This window comes from Proteus sp. STS61-E (genome assembly GCF_040932335.1).
Taxonomy (GTDB): domain Bacteria; phylum Pseudomonadota; class Gammaproteobacteria; order Enterobacterales; family Enterobacteriaceae; genus Proteus; species Proteus mirabilis_B.
This window is the reverse complement of record NZ_JBFQGE010000006.1, coordinates 21,426-37,042: the sequence shown is the minus strand read 5'-3', so window position 1 is coordinate 37,042 and position 15,617 is coordinate 21,426. Positions and strand designations below refer to the sequence as shown.

Here is a 15,617-nt window from a genome sequence, read left to right as displayed (position 1 = left end):
ACTAATTACAATCAACTCGCTAATTTCAGCCCAATAATACCGAAAATAATCATGGCTAAACTGAGTAAACGATAGATATTCGCAGACTCACCAAAGACCAAAATACCAAAGATTGCGGTACCCACTGCACCAATACCCGTCCAAATTGCGTAAGCTGTACCCGCAGGTAAGCCTTTCATGGCATAAGACAACATCCCCATGCTCACAACCATAGCACTAATAGTAATAATACTGGGTGTTAGACGCGTAAAACCGTGTGTGTACTTAAGACCAACAGCCCAAACGATCTCTAATAAACCCGCGATAAAAAGAATAATCCAAGACATAACTTCCCCTACTCGATAAGTTGGGGTCGTCCCCTGAATACAAAGACAAAAAGCTGGGTCGTCCCAGCTTTCGAAAGATGAAGGTCAAGTATAAGAAAAAGAAATTAATCGTGCAATAGTACAAAACTAACTCAGTTTTTCTTCGGTGCGCCCTCTTCACCATAAAGAAAAGCAGAGACATCATCTTCCACTTCGCCCATTGCCATCAAAGCATCCAGAGTCTCTTTTGCTTCTTCCTCGTTGACAATACTCATGGCAAAACCAACATGCACCAGCACCCATTTGCCAATCATCGTATGAGGCTCACCTTCGCAGACTAGCGCAATATTCACTTCTCGTTTAACGCCACAAACATCGACCATCGCATTTTCAGTGATTGTTTTTCCAACTTCAACAACCTGACCTGGAATACCAAGACACATAACAACCCCTATTCGATCTCTATTTGCTTTATTCGCATTGCATCGTCATTTTCAACGCGCATATTCTGGCTACCACAAGATGGGCAACCTGCATTAAAGGTTGAAACAGTGACAACTTGATGACAATCCCAACACCATGCTTTTGCGGGGATAACCTCAATATGTAATTCACAGCCTTGGGCAAGGGTGTCTCTGCAAACAATATCAAAGCAAAATTCAAGTGCGCTGACTTCAACACAAGATAATGCGCCAATTTCCATCCATACGCTTTTTACTTTTTTTGCATTATTTAATTTAGCTTGAGAATCTATTATCTCAAATGCGCTCTGGCAAAGCGTGATTTCATGCATGTCGATACCTTATTGAAGCAGGATAAATAATAGCAACTATAGTATCAGTACATAGTTGCTTTATTATTGATCTTAGAACAACAATTCAGCACCGGTGTCAAAAGCAGCTTTACGACGACGCTCTTTAACCATTTCTTCAAGTGCATCTCTATCAATACACACTAAAGCGTGAGTTGGGCAGACTTCAATACATGCAGGGCCCGCTTCACGGTGGTGACATAAATCACATTTGTTTGCTTCTGCTTTAAATGCTTCAATCGCATTAAGTGCAGTTGATTTGCGCATAACAGGACGAGAAACCACTTCCATCGTGCCATAAGGACAAGCCAGTACACAGGTTTTACAGCCGATACATTTTTCCTGATCGACATAGTAATAATCTTTGTTATGAATAATAGCGCCATTTGGGCACACATTGGCACAAGGGGCATCTTCACATTGGTGACAAACAACTGCTGTACTGATTGAGAACCCTTTGATCACATGAATTCTAGGTTGGAAATTTTGCTCACTAATTTGGTCAATGGCTAAATTATCTTGGTCTGCTTGCTGATGTGATACGACACAAGCCACTTCACATGTATGGCAACCAATACATTTTTTAGGGTCTGCAATGATGAAACGGTTCATCATATTCTCCTGCTTTTTGTTATATATAGCTGTTATATATAGCCGTTATATATGGCGATAAATGCAACGAGTTATTCTAATTAAGAGTAATAATTAGAGTATCAATAGAATGAATCTAGCACGGTTCATGCCAATATATTTTTGATGTAACTATTCCTTATTTTTCAATTAAATAATTTTCAAATAAAAATGATTATTAATTAATAAATAAGTCACTTCGTCAAATTATTCGACAATTTTGACGATAAAATAAATCGCTATATATTTGATTATATAGTGATTTGATACGTTTATATTCTTAAGTTTCATTACATATACAAAAATAGCGGGTTGGATCAAAAATGATTCAGTCATTGATATAAATTTATTATAAACCTACTACAATATAGCTAATTTTTTAGGGCAATCGGTGGTGTCATGAAATTAAGCAGTAACAATGCTGAAACTATGGAGAGCCTTCGTAATGAGCGTAACCAATATCGAATATTGGTTGATATCACAAATTCTGTATTAGCTCATCTAGACATGGATGGTCTTATTTCTGAAGTCTCTAAAGAAATACATCGTTTTTTTGGACTGAACCATATTAGTCTTATGTTATGCCGTACCTCATCACAAAATAGTAATGAAGGTATTCTTTATTCTAGTCGTTATCAGACTGGGAAATCTGTCATTCGCCAACAACGTAAATTTAGTAGCGCGAATAACAAAGCCGAAGAAATTATTAATCAGAATAAACCTGTCTTAATTGATATTAATAAAGAAGATCAGGAAGATGTTTTGATTAAGCGTCTAGTTAAGCAAAATATGCAGACGGCTTTGTTATTGCCACTGGCTTTTAATCATAAACCTCTCGGTTTATTAATTTTAGCGCATGAAATAGGAAGCGTTTTTACTAACGATACTTGTCAATTGCTTCAACAAATTGCGGCACGTATTGGTATTGCCATTGAAAATGCCGCCGCTTATGAAGAGATAACGCATTTAAAAGATAGTTTAAAGAATGAAAATATTTGGCTTAATGAACAGATAGATAATAATGCATGCTTTAGTGAGATTATTTATCAAAGCGATGCTATGCATAATGTGCTCGAACAAATTGAGTTAGTAGCACAAAGTGATAGTACCGTTCTTATATTAGGTGAAACGGGTACTGGTAAAGAATTAATTGCACGCGCTATTCATCGTCTAAGTCAGCGAAAAAATAAGACGATGATAAAAATGAACTGTGCAGCAGTACCTTCTGGTCTTTTAGAAAGCGATCTCTTTGGTCACGATAAAGGTGCATTTACAGGTGCAACAAATACGCATATTGGTCGATTTGAAATGGCGGATAAAAGTACGCTATTTTTAGATGAAATTGGTGATATGCCCATTGAATTACAACCTAAATTGCTTCGTGTACTTCAAGAGCGTGAAATAGAAAGATTAGGTGGTAATAAAGTTATTCCTGTGGATGTTAGACTTATCGCGGCAACCAATAAAGATCTCCATGATTTAACGGATGAAGGTGAATTTAGAGAAGATCTTTATTATCGCCTTAATGTTTTTCCTATTATTATTCCTCCCCTAAGAGAGCGACCTGAAGATATTCCGCTTTTAGCAAAACATTTCACGCAAAAAATTGCGCGAAGAATGGATAGAAAAATAGATTGTATTCCAGCTAATGCATTGGAACAATTAACACTTTATCCATGGCCGGGTAATGTTCGTGAACTTGAAAATATTATTGAACGCGCAGTTATCTTAACGCGAGGATCAACATTAAATCTTCAGTTAAAAGAGCTTCATATTAATAAGCCCTCTCGTTTAAAACAGGTGCTATCTCAACCTTCATCTATTGAAAAGCGTATGCAAACTAGTGCGCCAGAAAGTGATGATGAGGAGCGAGAAAGGATAATTCAAGCATTGAGAGAAACCAATGGTGTGGTTGCTGGTGCTAGAGGCGCTGCTTTAAAATTAGGATTAAAAAGAACAACGTTATTATCACGGATGCAACGTTTAGGCATTTCAATTCCAGAAATACTTTAATTCTGAAATAATTACTTATTTAAAAAGAGTGTAATAAATTAATTACACTCTTTTTTTTATCCATTTGAAACTTATTAATCTCTATCTATAATCTAGTTGATTATATTTTATTAGTTATCCCTCTAATTAATTATTAATAATATAAACCATCAATGGAGCATATTATATGAATAGCCTGCTTATAAATAAAATTAGTGAAATAAGAAAAGAATACAAAAATAATAAATATGTTTTTATCCCTCAAGATATTGTCATTGATTTAATAAAACAATTAGGTGCTGAAGAAAAAGATATTAATGCACTAATGGAATATGGTGACTATTTAGCACAAGATCCAACGCTTTCATTTCGTCATTCTCGAACTGGACGCTACCTTTTTGATAATGATATAGCAACGATCTCCAGACTAGAGTATCAACCTTTTGTTCTCACTGAAGAAGATGGATTTATTCGTGAAGATAGTGGCGCTCAACGGCATTTTAGAGCACTTGATGATCGCTGGCAGAGCAATACAGCTTATCAAGCGTTATTAAAATTAAAAATGCTATTAATTCAGGGTAATACATTTACACCACGTCACTTAACAGATCAAAATTCGCCTAAATCAATATCTACTGTTTTCCATTTAAGGTTAATTGCCCAACCAGATTCTTTAAGTGAACTTTCAATTGAAGGAGTTCATAAAGATGGCGTTGATCACACCATGATTGTGATGATGAATAAGAATAACGTTAAAGATAATACAGGTGCTTTGCGTGTTCATTCACCGAAAGAAGCCATAGGAACACCTTGGCAAGAAATTAACCCTAAAAATGTGCTTTATGAACACAATAATGCGCAATATCTTGATGTTCTATTAATTGCAGATAATGAATTAAATCATAGCGGTACACCTATTTTTACTCATGATAATAAAAATCAGGCTTACCAAGATTTTATCGTTTTGTTATCTCGCTATCCAACCGTTGATTCTCACCCATCACATAAATTTGATTCGATGAATTCACATCCTGACTTACCTTTAACGCTTTATTTAAATCAGTCAGTCGCTTAGTTAAAGCATCATCGCATAAATTAAAATCGTTGAGCTCGGCTGAGTAATAAATCAATCATCAAGACAAGGTTTGATTCAAAAGACGAGCTCTCGATAGTGTCACAATGATAATTCACTGCATCGTCATAAATGGGGAAATGAATATCAGCAAGTTCAGCCAACGGATTGGCACTTGCTCGAGTAAAGGCAACAATCTTCATACCAATACTTTTGGCTATTCTCGCCTTTTCAACAACTTGTTCTGTCTCTCCGCTACGAGATATCGCAATAAAAACCGTATAGCGTGACGCATTATTAATAAAGATATTCTTACTGTCACTCAGTCCAGAAAGAAAAGCATCTTTACCAATCAACTGTAACCGCTTACTGATATATTCTGAAAATATATGAGAAAAACCTGCACCATAAATAAAAAATGAGTTCTTACTGTTAATTAAATCAGCAAAAGCTTGTCTTCGTTCATCTGAAATTAAGGTGAAAGTTTTTAAATAGTTCGCCAAAAACTGATCAAAAAGAGGCTCTGCTACCTCATTTTCATCACTTTTCAGTTGATGGGATTTTTCAGCCGTAGATAACAACTGTTTGCAGTAATACACCAGCTCACTATAACCAGAAAAACCTAATTTCTGGCAAAGACGCATAATGGTGGTTGTCGAAACAAAATTGGCTTGTGCAAGTTCTCTAATGGTAAGCTTGCCGACTTGTGTCGGATTATCAATTAGATAGGAAAGGATGCGATATTCTGCACGGGTTAATTCTGCTGCTCTTGATAGTAAAGATGATAATCGTGCCGACATACCTGTTACCTTAATTGATACATCGTCCTTACCAACATAAAAGGAAAATGCTGTTCTGGTGATAGAACAGCATTCTTATTCAATTACTCATTAACAGCAAGTCTTGAGATCAAACACGCTTACCATTTACATAAGCTTTACGTAATTCAGGCCAATACTCTCGATTTGCTTCAATCATATCATCGAGGATCTTCTTAGCGTGGATCACACTTGGCACTGTTTTATTCAGTGTGAACGCCTCAAGTGCTTTCTCGTAGCTACCTTCAAGGGTTGCTTCCACTAACAATTGCTCTGATGCCAATTGTTGCTCTAACAAAGTACGATGGAAACGCGGGATGTCGCCAACACGAATAGGCTCTGGTCCGTGAGAAGTGATATATGCTGGCACTTCGACCATTGCATCATAAGGTAAATCTGCAATCGCACCTTTATTTTCAACAATCACTAAATGGCGCTGACGTAAATCAAAGGCTAAAGAACATGCTACATCAACAATAAAGGCACCATGAACGCCAACGTGGAAAGCATCAGGTAAAATACCGGTCTCTTTGTATTCACGCGCAGCTTCAAATAAGCGTTTTTCACGACCATCCATCACTTCATTCGCACGGGTGTAATCTGGATCTTGATGCTCAACGATATAATTTGGCATCAAGTAATACTGCAAATATGGGTTTGGAATATATTCAGGGAATGCTTCCATTAATGGCTGAATATGACGCCATGTTTTCACCCATGATGGATCAGAGTGTTGTGGATCAGTTTGAGCTGCATCTTCAGTTAAAAGACCAAATTTAGCGATATGTTCACGTAATTCAGGCAGTTTCTCTTCACCTTTTACACGTACAGAAGTAAACCAACCAAAGTGATTTAGACCAAAATAATCCACATCTAAATCATGGCGATCAACGTTTAATACGGCTGCCATATTACGCATCGCCGCAACAGGCATATCACAGATATTCAATACTCGAGCATTAGGACGTAAACGACGTACACCTTCAGCAACAATCGCCGCTGGGTTTGAATAGTTTACAATCCATGCTTTAGGAGAGGCATATTCCTCAACTAAATCAATTAATTCAACCATAGGTAAAATAGTACGTAAACCGTAAGCAAGCCCGCCAGGTCCACAGGTTTCTTGCCCTACAACACCATGACGTAATGGAATTTTTTCATCCTGCTCACGCATTTTGTATTGACCCACACGCATTTGAGCAAACACAAAATGAGCACCATCAAATGCGGTTTTTGCATCCGTTGTCACTGTAAATTTAATGGTATCACTATGATCACGGATCACTTTTTCAACGACAGGGGCGATGGTATCTTGGCGCTCTTGATCGATGTCGTATAAACGAATTTCACTTAGTGGGAAATCCTCTAAACGTACCATTAAGCTTTTAACAATTCCCGGTGTATAGGTGCTTCCGCCGCCTGCAATACTTAAGATAAAGGGTGATTTAGTCATCTTTCTTTCTCCTATTAAAGTGCGGCTTCGACCGCTTCACGCATTTTTTTCACATGTAATCCATAAACCACTTGAACATTATTACCGTGGCGCACAACGCCTTTAGCACCGGTTTTCTTCAAGATATCTTCATGAATTGCATCGACATTTTTAACAATGACTCTTAAGCGGGTATAACAATTATCAACCACTTCAATATTGTCACGTCCACCGAGTCCTTCAATAATCTCTTCACCTAACTCATTGATAGTTTGAGTAGTTTCTTCAGAGGCAGTAACTGCTTCTGCTTTTTTCTTGTAATCTTCTTTGCTGTATAAACGCGTCTCTTCATCATCATCTTCACGGCCTGGTGTTTTAAGATTAAGTTTTAAAATCAAGGTTCTAAAGATAACGAAATAGAGAACTGACATAATCAAACCCACTACGATATACATAGGCCAATTTGATTTTTCAGTGCCTAACGGCAAGTTATATAGAATGAAATCAATGACACCGTTCGCACCAATCGCATGAACACCTAATAGGTAGAACAACATCATGCCAATACCGGTTAATACGGCGTGAACTAAAAACAAAACAGGGGCAACAAATAGGAAGGAAAACTCAAGAGGCTCTGTTACACCAAGTAAGAAAGAGGTCGCAGCCGCAGGAATTAAAATCGCCTTCGCCATCTGCTTTTTCTCTTTTTTAGCCACAGAGATCATGGCAGCTGCTGCGGCAGTTAAGCCGAACATTTTAGCAATACCGCGCGCATCCCAAATCACAGTGCTGCTGAGTTGTTTAACCTCAGGGCACGCCATTTCAGCAAAGTAGATATTTCTTGCACCTTGATAAGTTGTGCCGCAAACATCAGCAACACCGCCTAGTTCGGTATACAAAAATGGGGTATAGACTAAATGGTGTAATCCAGTTGGGATAAGAATACGTTCTAAGAATCCATAAATCAGTGCACCAAAAGCACCAGAATCATGAATAACAAGCGCCATCTTAGTAATACCTGCCTGAGCAAAAGGCCAGACTTCACACATTAAAACAGCAAGTGCAATGGTGAATGGAATAGCAATAATGGCGACAAAGCAGTGACCAGAGTAGATAGCCATAATGCCGTTAAACTGACGACCTGAGTAACGATTATAAAGCCACCCTGATATTGCCCCAGTTAAAATACCGGCAAATACGCCCATCTCTAGGACTTGGACGCCTAATACCATGCCTTGACCAGCAGCTCGCATCTCTTCTGCGCTAACCAGTTTACCTTGTAGCGTTAGCGTAATATTCATGGCATTCGTGAAAATAACAAACACCACTAGGCCAATTAAACCAGCGTAACCTTTGTCTTTTTTCGCTAAACCAACGGGAATACCCACAGCAAAAATCAGTGCCAGATTGATTAAAATAGCAACAGATGATTTTGCGAGCAATTGCCCAATACTTTGAATAACCGGGTGATTTAAAAACGGAATATATTCCGCAAGATTGCCATTGCCAAAGACATTACCTAAAGCGATATATAAACCGACAATAGGCAATATCAAGACTGGCCCATATAAGGATTTACCAAACGCTTGTAGGGCATTAATGAGTTTTTTCATACGGTATCTCGTTGTTGTTTTCTTACACTCATTTCCATGACAGCATCCTGCGCTGGCATTAAATAAAAAGCAATTTATCCACTTGATTTAGAAACGGATTACGTTAAAAGTAACATGTTACTTTTTTTATTGTGAGCCAACGCATGGTGAATATTCAGACAAAAGTTTAGTGATTTTTCGACGATAAGCAGAAGAGAAAAAGTCCAGACAACAATAAAAAATCATAAAAAAACCGAGCTTACTAACACAAGGTTAATAAACTCGGTCTTAAGGCAGAAAAACAATACTAATTAGGTTAGATTAGCCCTCGGCGGCTTCTCTTAAACGACGTTTAATATTGCTATATTCCGTTTTCACATAGTGTTCTGCCTGAGCCTGCTCCTTGATTGGCTCAACACATACTGCACAATATTTATACTCAGGTGTTTTAGTAATTGGGCTTAAGTTTTCTGCAACGAGTTCGTTACAAGCACCAATCCACCACTGGTAAGTCATATATACCGCGCCTTTATTTGGTCTATCACTGACCGCAGCACGCGTAATAACTTTACCTTGACGAGAGCGTATCCAAACTAACTCTTGATCTTTAATACCCAGTCGTTTGGCATCTTCAGTATTTAACTGAACATAACCTGGCTCATCTGCTAATGCTGCCAATGCTTTACAGTTACCTGTCATTGAACGGCAAGAGTAGTGCCCAACTTCACGGACTGTTGCCAGTACCATTGGGAATTCATCAGACAGTTTGTCAATTGGTGGTGCCCACTCACAAGTAAAGAATTGACCTTTACCGTTAGGGGTATCAAATTTACTGCCTTCGTACAGATATTGTGTACCTGGGCTATCTTCTGTTGGGCAAGGCCATTGAATATAAGCCAAGTCCGCCATTTTTTCGTAAGTCGCACCATAATAAATTGGGCATAACTCACGCAACTCATCCCAAATTTCTTTGGTATTGTTGTAATGCATTGGATAACCCATTGCTGTTGCCATCAGACTGATGATTTGCCAGTCTGTTTTCACATCACCAACAGGTTCAACCGCTTTATAGAAACGTTGGAAGCCACGGTCTGCCGCAGTATAAACACCTTCATGCTCACCCCATGATGTTGCAGGGAAAATAACGTCAGCAATCGCTGCTGTTTTGGTCATAAAGATATCTTGTACTATCAGTAGATCCAGTTTTTCAAACGTTCTACGGATGGTTGCTAAATCAGGCTCAGTTTGCAGTGGATCTTCACCCATTACATAGTGAGCTTTTAATAAGCCGTGATCGATATTATGAGGGACTTCACTTAACGCATAGCCCACTTCATCAGGCATGGATTCAATGCCCCAGAATTTAGCAAATTTCTCACGCGCTTTTTCGTCAGTAACGTACTGATAACCCGGCAGTGTATTAGGTAATGCACCCATATCACACGCACCTTGTACGTTATTTTGACCACGAACAGGGCCAACACCGACATATTTTTTACCTAAATTACCGGTTAATAATGCCAAGCTAGTCAGTGAACGAACTGTTTCAACACCTTGGTAGAACTGAGTGACACCCATTCCCCAAAGAATTGTTGCTGTTTCTGCTTTTGCGTACATACGCGCAGCTTCACGAATAATTTGAGCACTTAAACCTGTTGTTTCTTCAACTGATTCAGGTGTATAGCTTTCAACTAATTTACAATATTCTTCAAATTGCTCGGTGTGATTTTCAATAAAGGATTTATCATGCAATCCTTCTTCAATAATCACATGCGCAATTGCATTTAATAGCGCAATGTTAGAGCCATTTTTTAAGCCTAAGTGTAAATCGGCTAAACGTGCTGTTTCGATGTAACGAGGGTCACATACAATAATTTTGGCACCCTTTTCTTTCGCCTTAACAATACGGCGAGCAACAATAGGATGCGAGTCTGCGGCGTTATAACCGAAGACAAATAGACATTTGGTATCCTCAATCTCAACGATTGAGTTGCTCATAGCACCATTACCGACCGAACGCTGCAGACCTGCAACCGAAGGGCCGTGTCAGACACGAGCACAGCAATCTATATTATTATTTCCGATAACCGCACGAGCAAATTTCTGCATAACGAAGTTAGCTTCGTTACCTGGGCCTCGTGAAGAGCCGGTTGTCATAATAGATTTAGCACCGTATTTCTCTTTGATAGCAAGAAGTTTGCTACTCGCAAACTCAATCGCTTCTTCCCAAGAAACCGATTCTAATTTTCCGCCTCTTTCACGACGGATCATAGGTGTTTTAAGACGTGGAGTCAGTATCTTAGTATCATGGATAAAATCCCATCCATAATACCCTTTCAGACACAGCTCACCTTGGTTTGTTAAACCATTGGCTCCTTCAGCGCCAATGATTTTACCGTTTTCCACCTTCAGGTAGATTTTGCATCCTGAGGCGCAATACGGACAGACCGTGATGACTTTTTTCATCAACATTGCTCCTGTGTTCATCAACTTTCAGGTTATTACCTGATTCTCTCCTCTATCTATGCAGAGAGTGTGCCAAATAAGCACGCTTTTTTACTTTTCTACAACGCAATGAAAAATAAAGAAAAATAAAAAACATTGAGTGAGTAAGAAAACAATGAAAACTAAAACAATAGGAAGTGCTCGACACTAATGACGATATTTATGTCGATTTGTGTTTCTATCAAAATTCGTTATAAATTAAGACTTATAACGTAATTATACTTATTCATTTCATCTGAGAAATCAAAATAATAAATACGCTTTCTTATCTGCCTTTATCAGAGTCTTACCGTATATAATGATGACAACCTGCTAATATTTCTATCAATATTCCTATCTACTAGAACTATTTAAAATTAATAATTTTGATATTAATGCAATTCAAATAAAAAATTTTTAAACTTCAATAAAAAAAAGCACATAATACTGAACCTGAAAATAACTTCGTGGTCTTAAAGACCTCTACACCATACATTTTGATAATAATTGAACATGCAAAAATTAAAGTTTTTAAGGTTTTCGAAAGAAAATATTGCCCTTTTTTTAGCTGTCTACCTTGGTTTTTTTCTTAATCTTTCCGTTTACATTGGTCGATACGGCACACAGAATACAAACAACCCCCTCATTGATGCATTATATATTCTAGGTGAAATTGCCGTTAATATTGCCTTTACCTTCTTTCTATTACGACTACTCTCTTTCTTCGGCACTCTCTTCTTTAAAATAGTAGCCTCCTTTATTCTCGTCGTGAGTGTTTGTGCTAGTTACTATATTTCTTTTTATGACGTTGTCATTGGATACGGCATTATCATTTCAACACTCACTACAGATACGGATTTATCTAAAGAGCTAGTTAGCCCAAATGTCATTCTTTGGATTATTGGTTTGTCTATTTTGCCATTGGCGCTTATTTGGCTATGTAAAAAACCAGAGAAAAATCTAACGACTCAACAAAAGAAAAAAATCTGGATAAAAAACACTGCCAAAATGCTGGTGATTGCGCTGGCTGTTTTTACCTATTTGAAAACACTCGATTCAAGACAAAAAGCCTATGAAATAAAAAATAATTTGGATTTGCCAAGTTATAGTGGTGGCTTAAGTTATGCTTATTTACCTACAAATTGGATTATTCCATTATTCCAATATGCAATAACGCAATATGACGATACGTTTAATAACCAGAATATTTTTAATCCTGCCGATCACTTCACTTATCAGCCCTCAAAGGCTAATGAAGATGTATATGTCGTCTTTATTATTGGTGAAACAGCAAGATGGGATCATATGGGATTGTTAGGATATGAACGTCAAACGAATCCTCTTTTAAGCCAAGAGAAAAACCTCGTAGCCTTTAAAGGTATTTCTTGCGATACCGCAACAAAGCTCTCTTTAAAATGTATGTTTGTACGAGAAGACGGAACAGAAAGTAACGATCAGCGGACATTAAAAGAGAACAATATTTTCTCAGTATTAAGCCAACTAGGTATGTCATCAGAACTCTTTTCAATGCAAAGCGAATTGTGGTTTTACAATAAGCTTGATTTAGATAACTACGCAATGAAAGAGATGATGACCGCCAAAAACAGCAACTTTGGTAAAGAGCTTGATGATACTTTATTAATTTCTGAAACAGCGAATGCGGTTTCTCAGCATCCAAAGGGAAATCATTTAGTGATTTTACATACTAAAGGCTCACACTTTATGTATTCACAGCGTTACCCGGAATCCTTCAAAAAATACCAACCTGAATGTTTAAATGTGGATGATGAGTGTACTAAAGAGCAGTTAGTAAATGCTTATGACAACTCTATTCTTTATACCGACTATTTTATTGATGGCATACTCGACACATTACGCGATAAAAAAGCCATTGTGTTTTATACCTCCGACCATGGTGAATCTATTTCAGAGAAAGGTGGTTTACACGGAACACCAAAAGAAATTGCACCACCAGAACAATTTAAAGTGCCTTTCTTAGTTTGGATGTCAGATAGCTATTTAGCAGAGCCTGAAAATAAGCAATTATTTGATAACCTAAAACGTAATCAAGATGCAGAGCGCACGTTCTATCATCATAATATTTTTGATTCGATGTTAGGTTGCTTGGGTTATTCCTCTCCAGATGGCGGTATTAATAATCAAAATAACCTCTGTTTTGGTGATATGCCATCAACCCAAAATTAAATTTTCGTAATAACCAATAGACAAAACCCCATGCTCAATATCAAGCATGGGGTTTTTTATTATTTTTAACTTAAATAAACTAATTATTGATTAAAACTGGCATCAGTATAAAGTTGAGTGGCTTGAATATCTTTTACTGTTTTCGCCCCGCCTAACATCATATTAATTTTTAATTCTTTATTTAAATGTTGGATAACTGAATTTACACCTTCAGCGCCCCCTAAATTTAATCCATAAAGAATTGGACGACCAACAGCGACAACATCTGCACCACTGGCTAATGCTTTAAAGACATGTGAGCCACGACGTACACCACTATCAAAAACGATAGGAACACGTTTATTTACCACTTTAGCAATTGCAGGTAAGACATCAATCGTTGCTGGCGCACTGTCTAATTGACGACCACCGTGGTTAGAAACCCAAATAGCATCTGCGCCTGCTTTAATTGCCATATCTGCATCTTCAGGTGATTCGATACCTTTTACAATCACAGGTAAACCAGACATTTTTTTCACATACTGAATATCTGCTGGTGTGAAGGCTTGTTTAGCTTGAGCATAAATTTCGCTAATACCCGCACCTTTACCTGTCTTAGATTTATCATCGCTAATTTTTGCAAATGCTTCTAAGTTGGCAAAACCTAGTGGGAACTGGAAGCTATTTTTAATATCATCTTCACGATAACCACCGACAGGTGAATCAACAGTTAAAATGATACCTTTAGCGCCATACTGTTTTGCTTGAGATAAAATATACTCGTTAAAGGCATCATTTTTACTCATATACAACTGGAAGAAAAAAGGATAACCCGGTTGAGCATCTGCCACTTCTTTAATGGTTTTATTACCATAAGTACTTAATGAAAAAATAGAGCCTGCTTTTGCCATACCTTTTGCTGTGGCGACTTCGCCTTGTTGATGTGCAAGCCCTTGAGCTGCCATCGGTGCCTGAATAATAGGCGTATCTAATTTAATACCCAAAAATTCTGTTTTTAAATCTAAGTCAGAAAATTCGATGCCTTGTAATGAACGAGGCATAATATATTTTTTATCAAATGCCGTTGTGTTTGAACGTAAATTATTTTCGTCTTCAGCACCACCTCGAATATAACCGAAAGCCCCTTTATCCATATTCGCTTGAACTTGTGCTTCCATCGCCTTTAAGTTAACTATTTTTATTGGGCCTTCTGCGGTACTTGCTTTATATTCAGCTGCTTGTGCAACACCCACACTTAATGCCATCGCAATAGCAGTGGTTTTTAATATTTTACTTTTCATTTTAGATCCATTTATTAATTAAGGGCTTATATCTATAATTTAATAAATTCAAAATTCAATTAAACTATATTTATCAAAAAATAATATAAGCCCTATTTTTAGATAAAACTTAAATTAACCGCTTACTTTTTTGTTAAAGTATTATAGCTTGTCATAAGATTACGATAATCTGGAATATGATTTGCAAAGAGCGTACCTAATCCTTCGACATCATTACGCCAATCACGGTGTAATTCACAAGCTAAACCAAACCAGTTAATTAATTGTGCCCCTGCTTTTGACATTCTATCCCATGCAGAGTCACGAGAAATGGCATTGAAAGTTCCTGAAGCATCGGTTACCACGAAGACTTCAAAACCTTCTTCAAGTGCAGATAATGCAGGGAATGCGACACAAACCTCAGTCACAACACCCGCAATAATCAGTTGTTTTTTACCTGTTGCTTTAACCGCTTTGACGAAGTCTTCATTATCCCACGCGTTGATTTGACCAGGACGTGCAATATAAGGCGCATCTGGAAACATTTCAACAAGTTGAGGCATTAGAGGACCATTAGGACCATCTTCAAAAGAAGTCGTTAAAATGGTAGGTAAATTAAAGTATTTAGCGGCGTTAGCTAATGCTAATACATTATTATTGAATTTATCAGGCTCGATATCTCTGACTAAAGAAAGTAACCCAGCTTGATGGTCTACCAACAGAACAGCAGCATTATTTTTATCGATACGATGATATTTAAAGCTCATAATAATCTCCGATAGTATAATAGAGGTAAGACTCAATTAAATCATAGCACCAAATTTATATGACAATACGCAGAACCTTTTAAATTTACATTTGAATGTATTTATTAATAATAAATAATCGATTGTAAACCTTTAAATTTAATTAAATATCACGATATTTAATTAACTGCTTATTTGTTTATATAAATTTATTCATTTTGTTGAAAAGAATTATAAGTACAATCTTGCTTAAATGAATCTAAAGATTATT

Annotated in this window: 13 protein-coding genes; 3 read left to right on the top strand and 10 right to left on the bottom strand. The window is 37.2% G+C overall.

Annotated features, from left to right (window positions below):
• Window positions 1-11: 11 nt before the first annotated feature.
• The 4 genes from sugE to hydN all read right to left on the bottom strand — a co-directional run bounded on the left by sugE (window position 12) and on the right by hydN (window position 1,728).
• Window positions 12-326 (bottom strand): quaternary ammonium compound efflux SMR transporter SugE, encoded by a 315-nt coding sequence (sugE, locus tag AB4J89_RS13945; RefSeq protein WP_069368216.1) that lies wholly within the window; start codon window positions 324-326, stop codon window positions 12-14.
• A gap of 131 nt (window positions 327-457) precedes the next feature.
• A complete protein-coding gene (hybG, locus tag AB4J89_RS13940) occupies window positions 458-748 on the bottom strand; it encodes a hydrogenase maturation factor HybG (protein WP_036933156.1) in 291 nt (96 codons plus the stop codon).
• 8 nt (window positions 749-756) lie between these two features.
• Window positions 757-1,098 carry a hydrogenase maturation nickel metallochaperone HypA gene (hypA, locus tag AB4J89_RS13935; protein WP_088493870.1) on the bottom strand — a complete coding sequence of 114 codons (342 nt, stop codon included), beginning with the start codon at window positions 1,096-1,098 and terminating at the stop codon, window positions 757-759.
• A 72-nt stretch (window positions 1,099-1,170) separates the two neighbouring features.
• Window positions 1,171-1,728: an electron transport protein HydN gene (hydN, locus tag AB4J89_RS13930; protein ID WP_088493871.1), complete on the bottom strand. Its 558-nt coding sequence runs from the start codon at window positions 1,726-1,728 to the stop codon at window positions 1,171-1,173.
• Between the two features lie 417 nt (window positions 1,729-2,145).
• Between hydN and AB4J89_RS13925 the strand changes: the two genes are divergently transcribed.
• Together AB4J89_RS13925 and AB4J89_RS13920 are read left to right on the top strand one after the other, a co-directional pair.
• A complete protein-coding gene (locus tag AB4J89_RS13925; protein ID WP_088493872.1) occupies window positions 2,146-3,759 on the top strand; it encodes a sigma 54-interacting transcriptional regulator in 1,614 nt (537 codons plus the stop codon).
• Window positions 3,760-3,925: 166 nt separating this feature from the next.
• Window positions 3,926-4,813 carry a 2OG-Fe dioxygenase family protein gene (locus AB4J89_RS13920; RefSeq protein WP_088493873.1) on the top strand — a complete coding sequence of 296 codons (888 nt, stop codon included), beginning with the start codon at window positions 3,926-3,928 and terminating at the stop codon, window positions 4,811-4,813.
• 20 nt (window positions 4,814-4,833) lie between these two features.
• Here AB4J89_RS13920 and AB4J89_RS13915 read toward each other — a convergent pair whose 3' ends face one another.
• The 4 genes from AB4J89_RS13915 to fdhF form a co-directional block, all read right to left on the bottom strand.
• Window positions 4,834-5,610 (bottom strand): MurR/RpiR family transcriptional regulator, encoded by a 777-nt coding sequence (locus AB4J89_RS13915; protein ID WP_088493874.1) that lies wholly within the window; start codon window positions 5,608-5,610, stop codon window positions 4,834-4,836.
• Between the two features lie 109 nt (window positions 5,611-5,719).
• A complete protein-coding gene (locus tag AB4J89_RS13910) occupies window positions 5,720-7,081 on the bottom strand; it encodes a 6-phospho-alpha-glucosidase (protein WP_099660037.1) in 1,362 nt (453 codons plus the stop codon).
• Window positions 7,082-7,095: 14 nt separating this feature from the next.
• Entirely contained in the window at window positions 7,096-8,673 is a 1,578-nt protein-coding gene (locus AB4J89_RS13905; RefSeq protein WP_311755423.1) for a PTS transporter subunit EIIC, read from the bottom strand.
• A 300-nt stretch (window positions 8,674-8,973) separates the two neighbouring features.
• Window positions 8,974-11,118, bottom strand: coding sequence for a formate dehydrogenase subunit alpha (gene fdhF / locus AB4J89_RS13900; protein ID WP_368469641.1), 2,145 nt, complete (start codon window positions 11,116-11,118; stop codon window positions 8,974-8,976).
• Window positions 11,119-11,649: 531 nt separating this feature from the next.
• On the opposite strand from fdhF, the gene eptB reads away from it, so the two are divergent.
• Window positions 11,650-13,341: a kdo(2)-lipid A phosphoethanolamine 7''-transferase gene (gene eptB / locus AB4J89_RS13895; RefSeq protein WP_368469639.1), complete on the top strand. Its 1,692-nt coding sequence runs from the start codon at window positions 11,650-11,652 to the stop codon at window positions 13,339-13,341.
• An 83-nt stretch (window positions 13,342-13,424) separates the two neighbouring features.
• On the opposite strand, the gene AB4J89_RS13890 is transcribed toward eptB, so the two are convergent.
• Together AB4J89_RS13890 and ycaC are read right to left on the bottom strand one after the other, a co-directional pair.
• Window positions 13,425-14,621, bottom strand: coding sequence for a lactate oxidase (locus AB4J89_RS13890; RefSeq protein ID WP_270756858.1), 1,197 nt, complete (start codon window positions 14,619-14,621; stop codon window positions 13,425-13,427).
• Window positions 14,622-14,743: 122 nt separating this feature from the next.
• Window positions 14,744-15,367, bottom strand: coding sequence for an isochorismate family cysteine hydrolase YcaC (gene ycaC / locus AB4J89_RS13885; protein ID WP_023583682.1), 624 nt, complete (start codon window positions 15,365-15,367; stop codon window positions 14,744-14,746).
• Window positions 15,368-15,617 lie beyond the last annotated feature (250 nt).

Bases quoted from the DNA above. Each gene is read 5' to 3' on its own strand.
- hydN (WP_088493871.1), bottom strand. From the start codon at position 1,728: ATGAACCGTTTCATCATTGCAGACCCTAAAAAATGTATTGGTTGCCAT.
- AB4J89_RS13915 (WP_088493874.1), bottom strand. From the start codon at position 5,610: ATGTCGGCACGATTATCATCTTTACTATCAAGAGCAGCAGAATTAACC.
- AB4J89_RS13905 (WP_311755423.1), bottom strand. From the start codon at position 8,673: ATGAAAAAACTCATTAATGCCCTACAAGCGTTTGGTAAATCCTTATAT.
- sugE (WP_069368216.1), bottom strand. From the start codon at position 326: ATGTCTTGGATTATTCTTTTTATCGCGGGTTTATTAGAGATCGTTTGG.
- AB4J89_RS13910 (WP_099660037.1), bottom strand. From the start codon at position 7,081: ATGACTAAATCACCCTTTATCTTAAGTATTGCAGGCGGCGGAAGCACC.
- eptB (WP_368469639.1), top strand. From the start codon at position 11,650: ATGCAAAAATTAAAGTTTTTAAGGTTTTCGAAAGAAAATATTGCCCTT.
- AB4J89_RS13890 (WP_270756858.1), bottom strand. From the start codon at position 14,621: ATGAAAAGTAAAATATTAAAAACCACTGCTATTGCGATGGCATTAAGT.
- AB4J89_RS13920 (WP_088493873.1), top strand. From the start codon at position 3,926: ATGAATAGCCTGCTTATAAATAAAATTAGTGAAATAAGAAAAGAATAC.
- AB4J89_RS13925 (WP_088493872.1), top strand. From the start codon at position 2,146: ATGAAATTAAGCAGTAACAATGCTGAAACTATGGAGAGCCTTCGTAAT.
- ycaC (WP_023583682.1), bottom strand. From the start codon at position 15,367: ATGAGCTTTAAATATCATCGTATCGATAAAAATAATGCTGCTGTTCTG.
- hybG (WP_036933156.1), bottom strand. From the start codon at position 748: ATGTGTCTTGGTATTCCAGGTCAGGTTGTTGAAGTTGGAAAAACAATC.
- hypA (WP_088493870.1), bottom strand. From the start codon at position 1,098: ATGCATGAAATCACGCTTTGCCAGAGCGCATTTGAGATAATAGATTCT.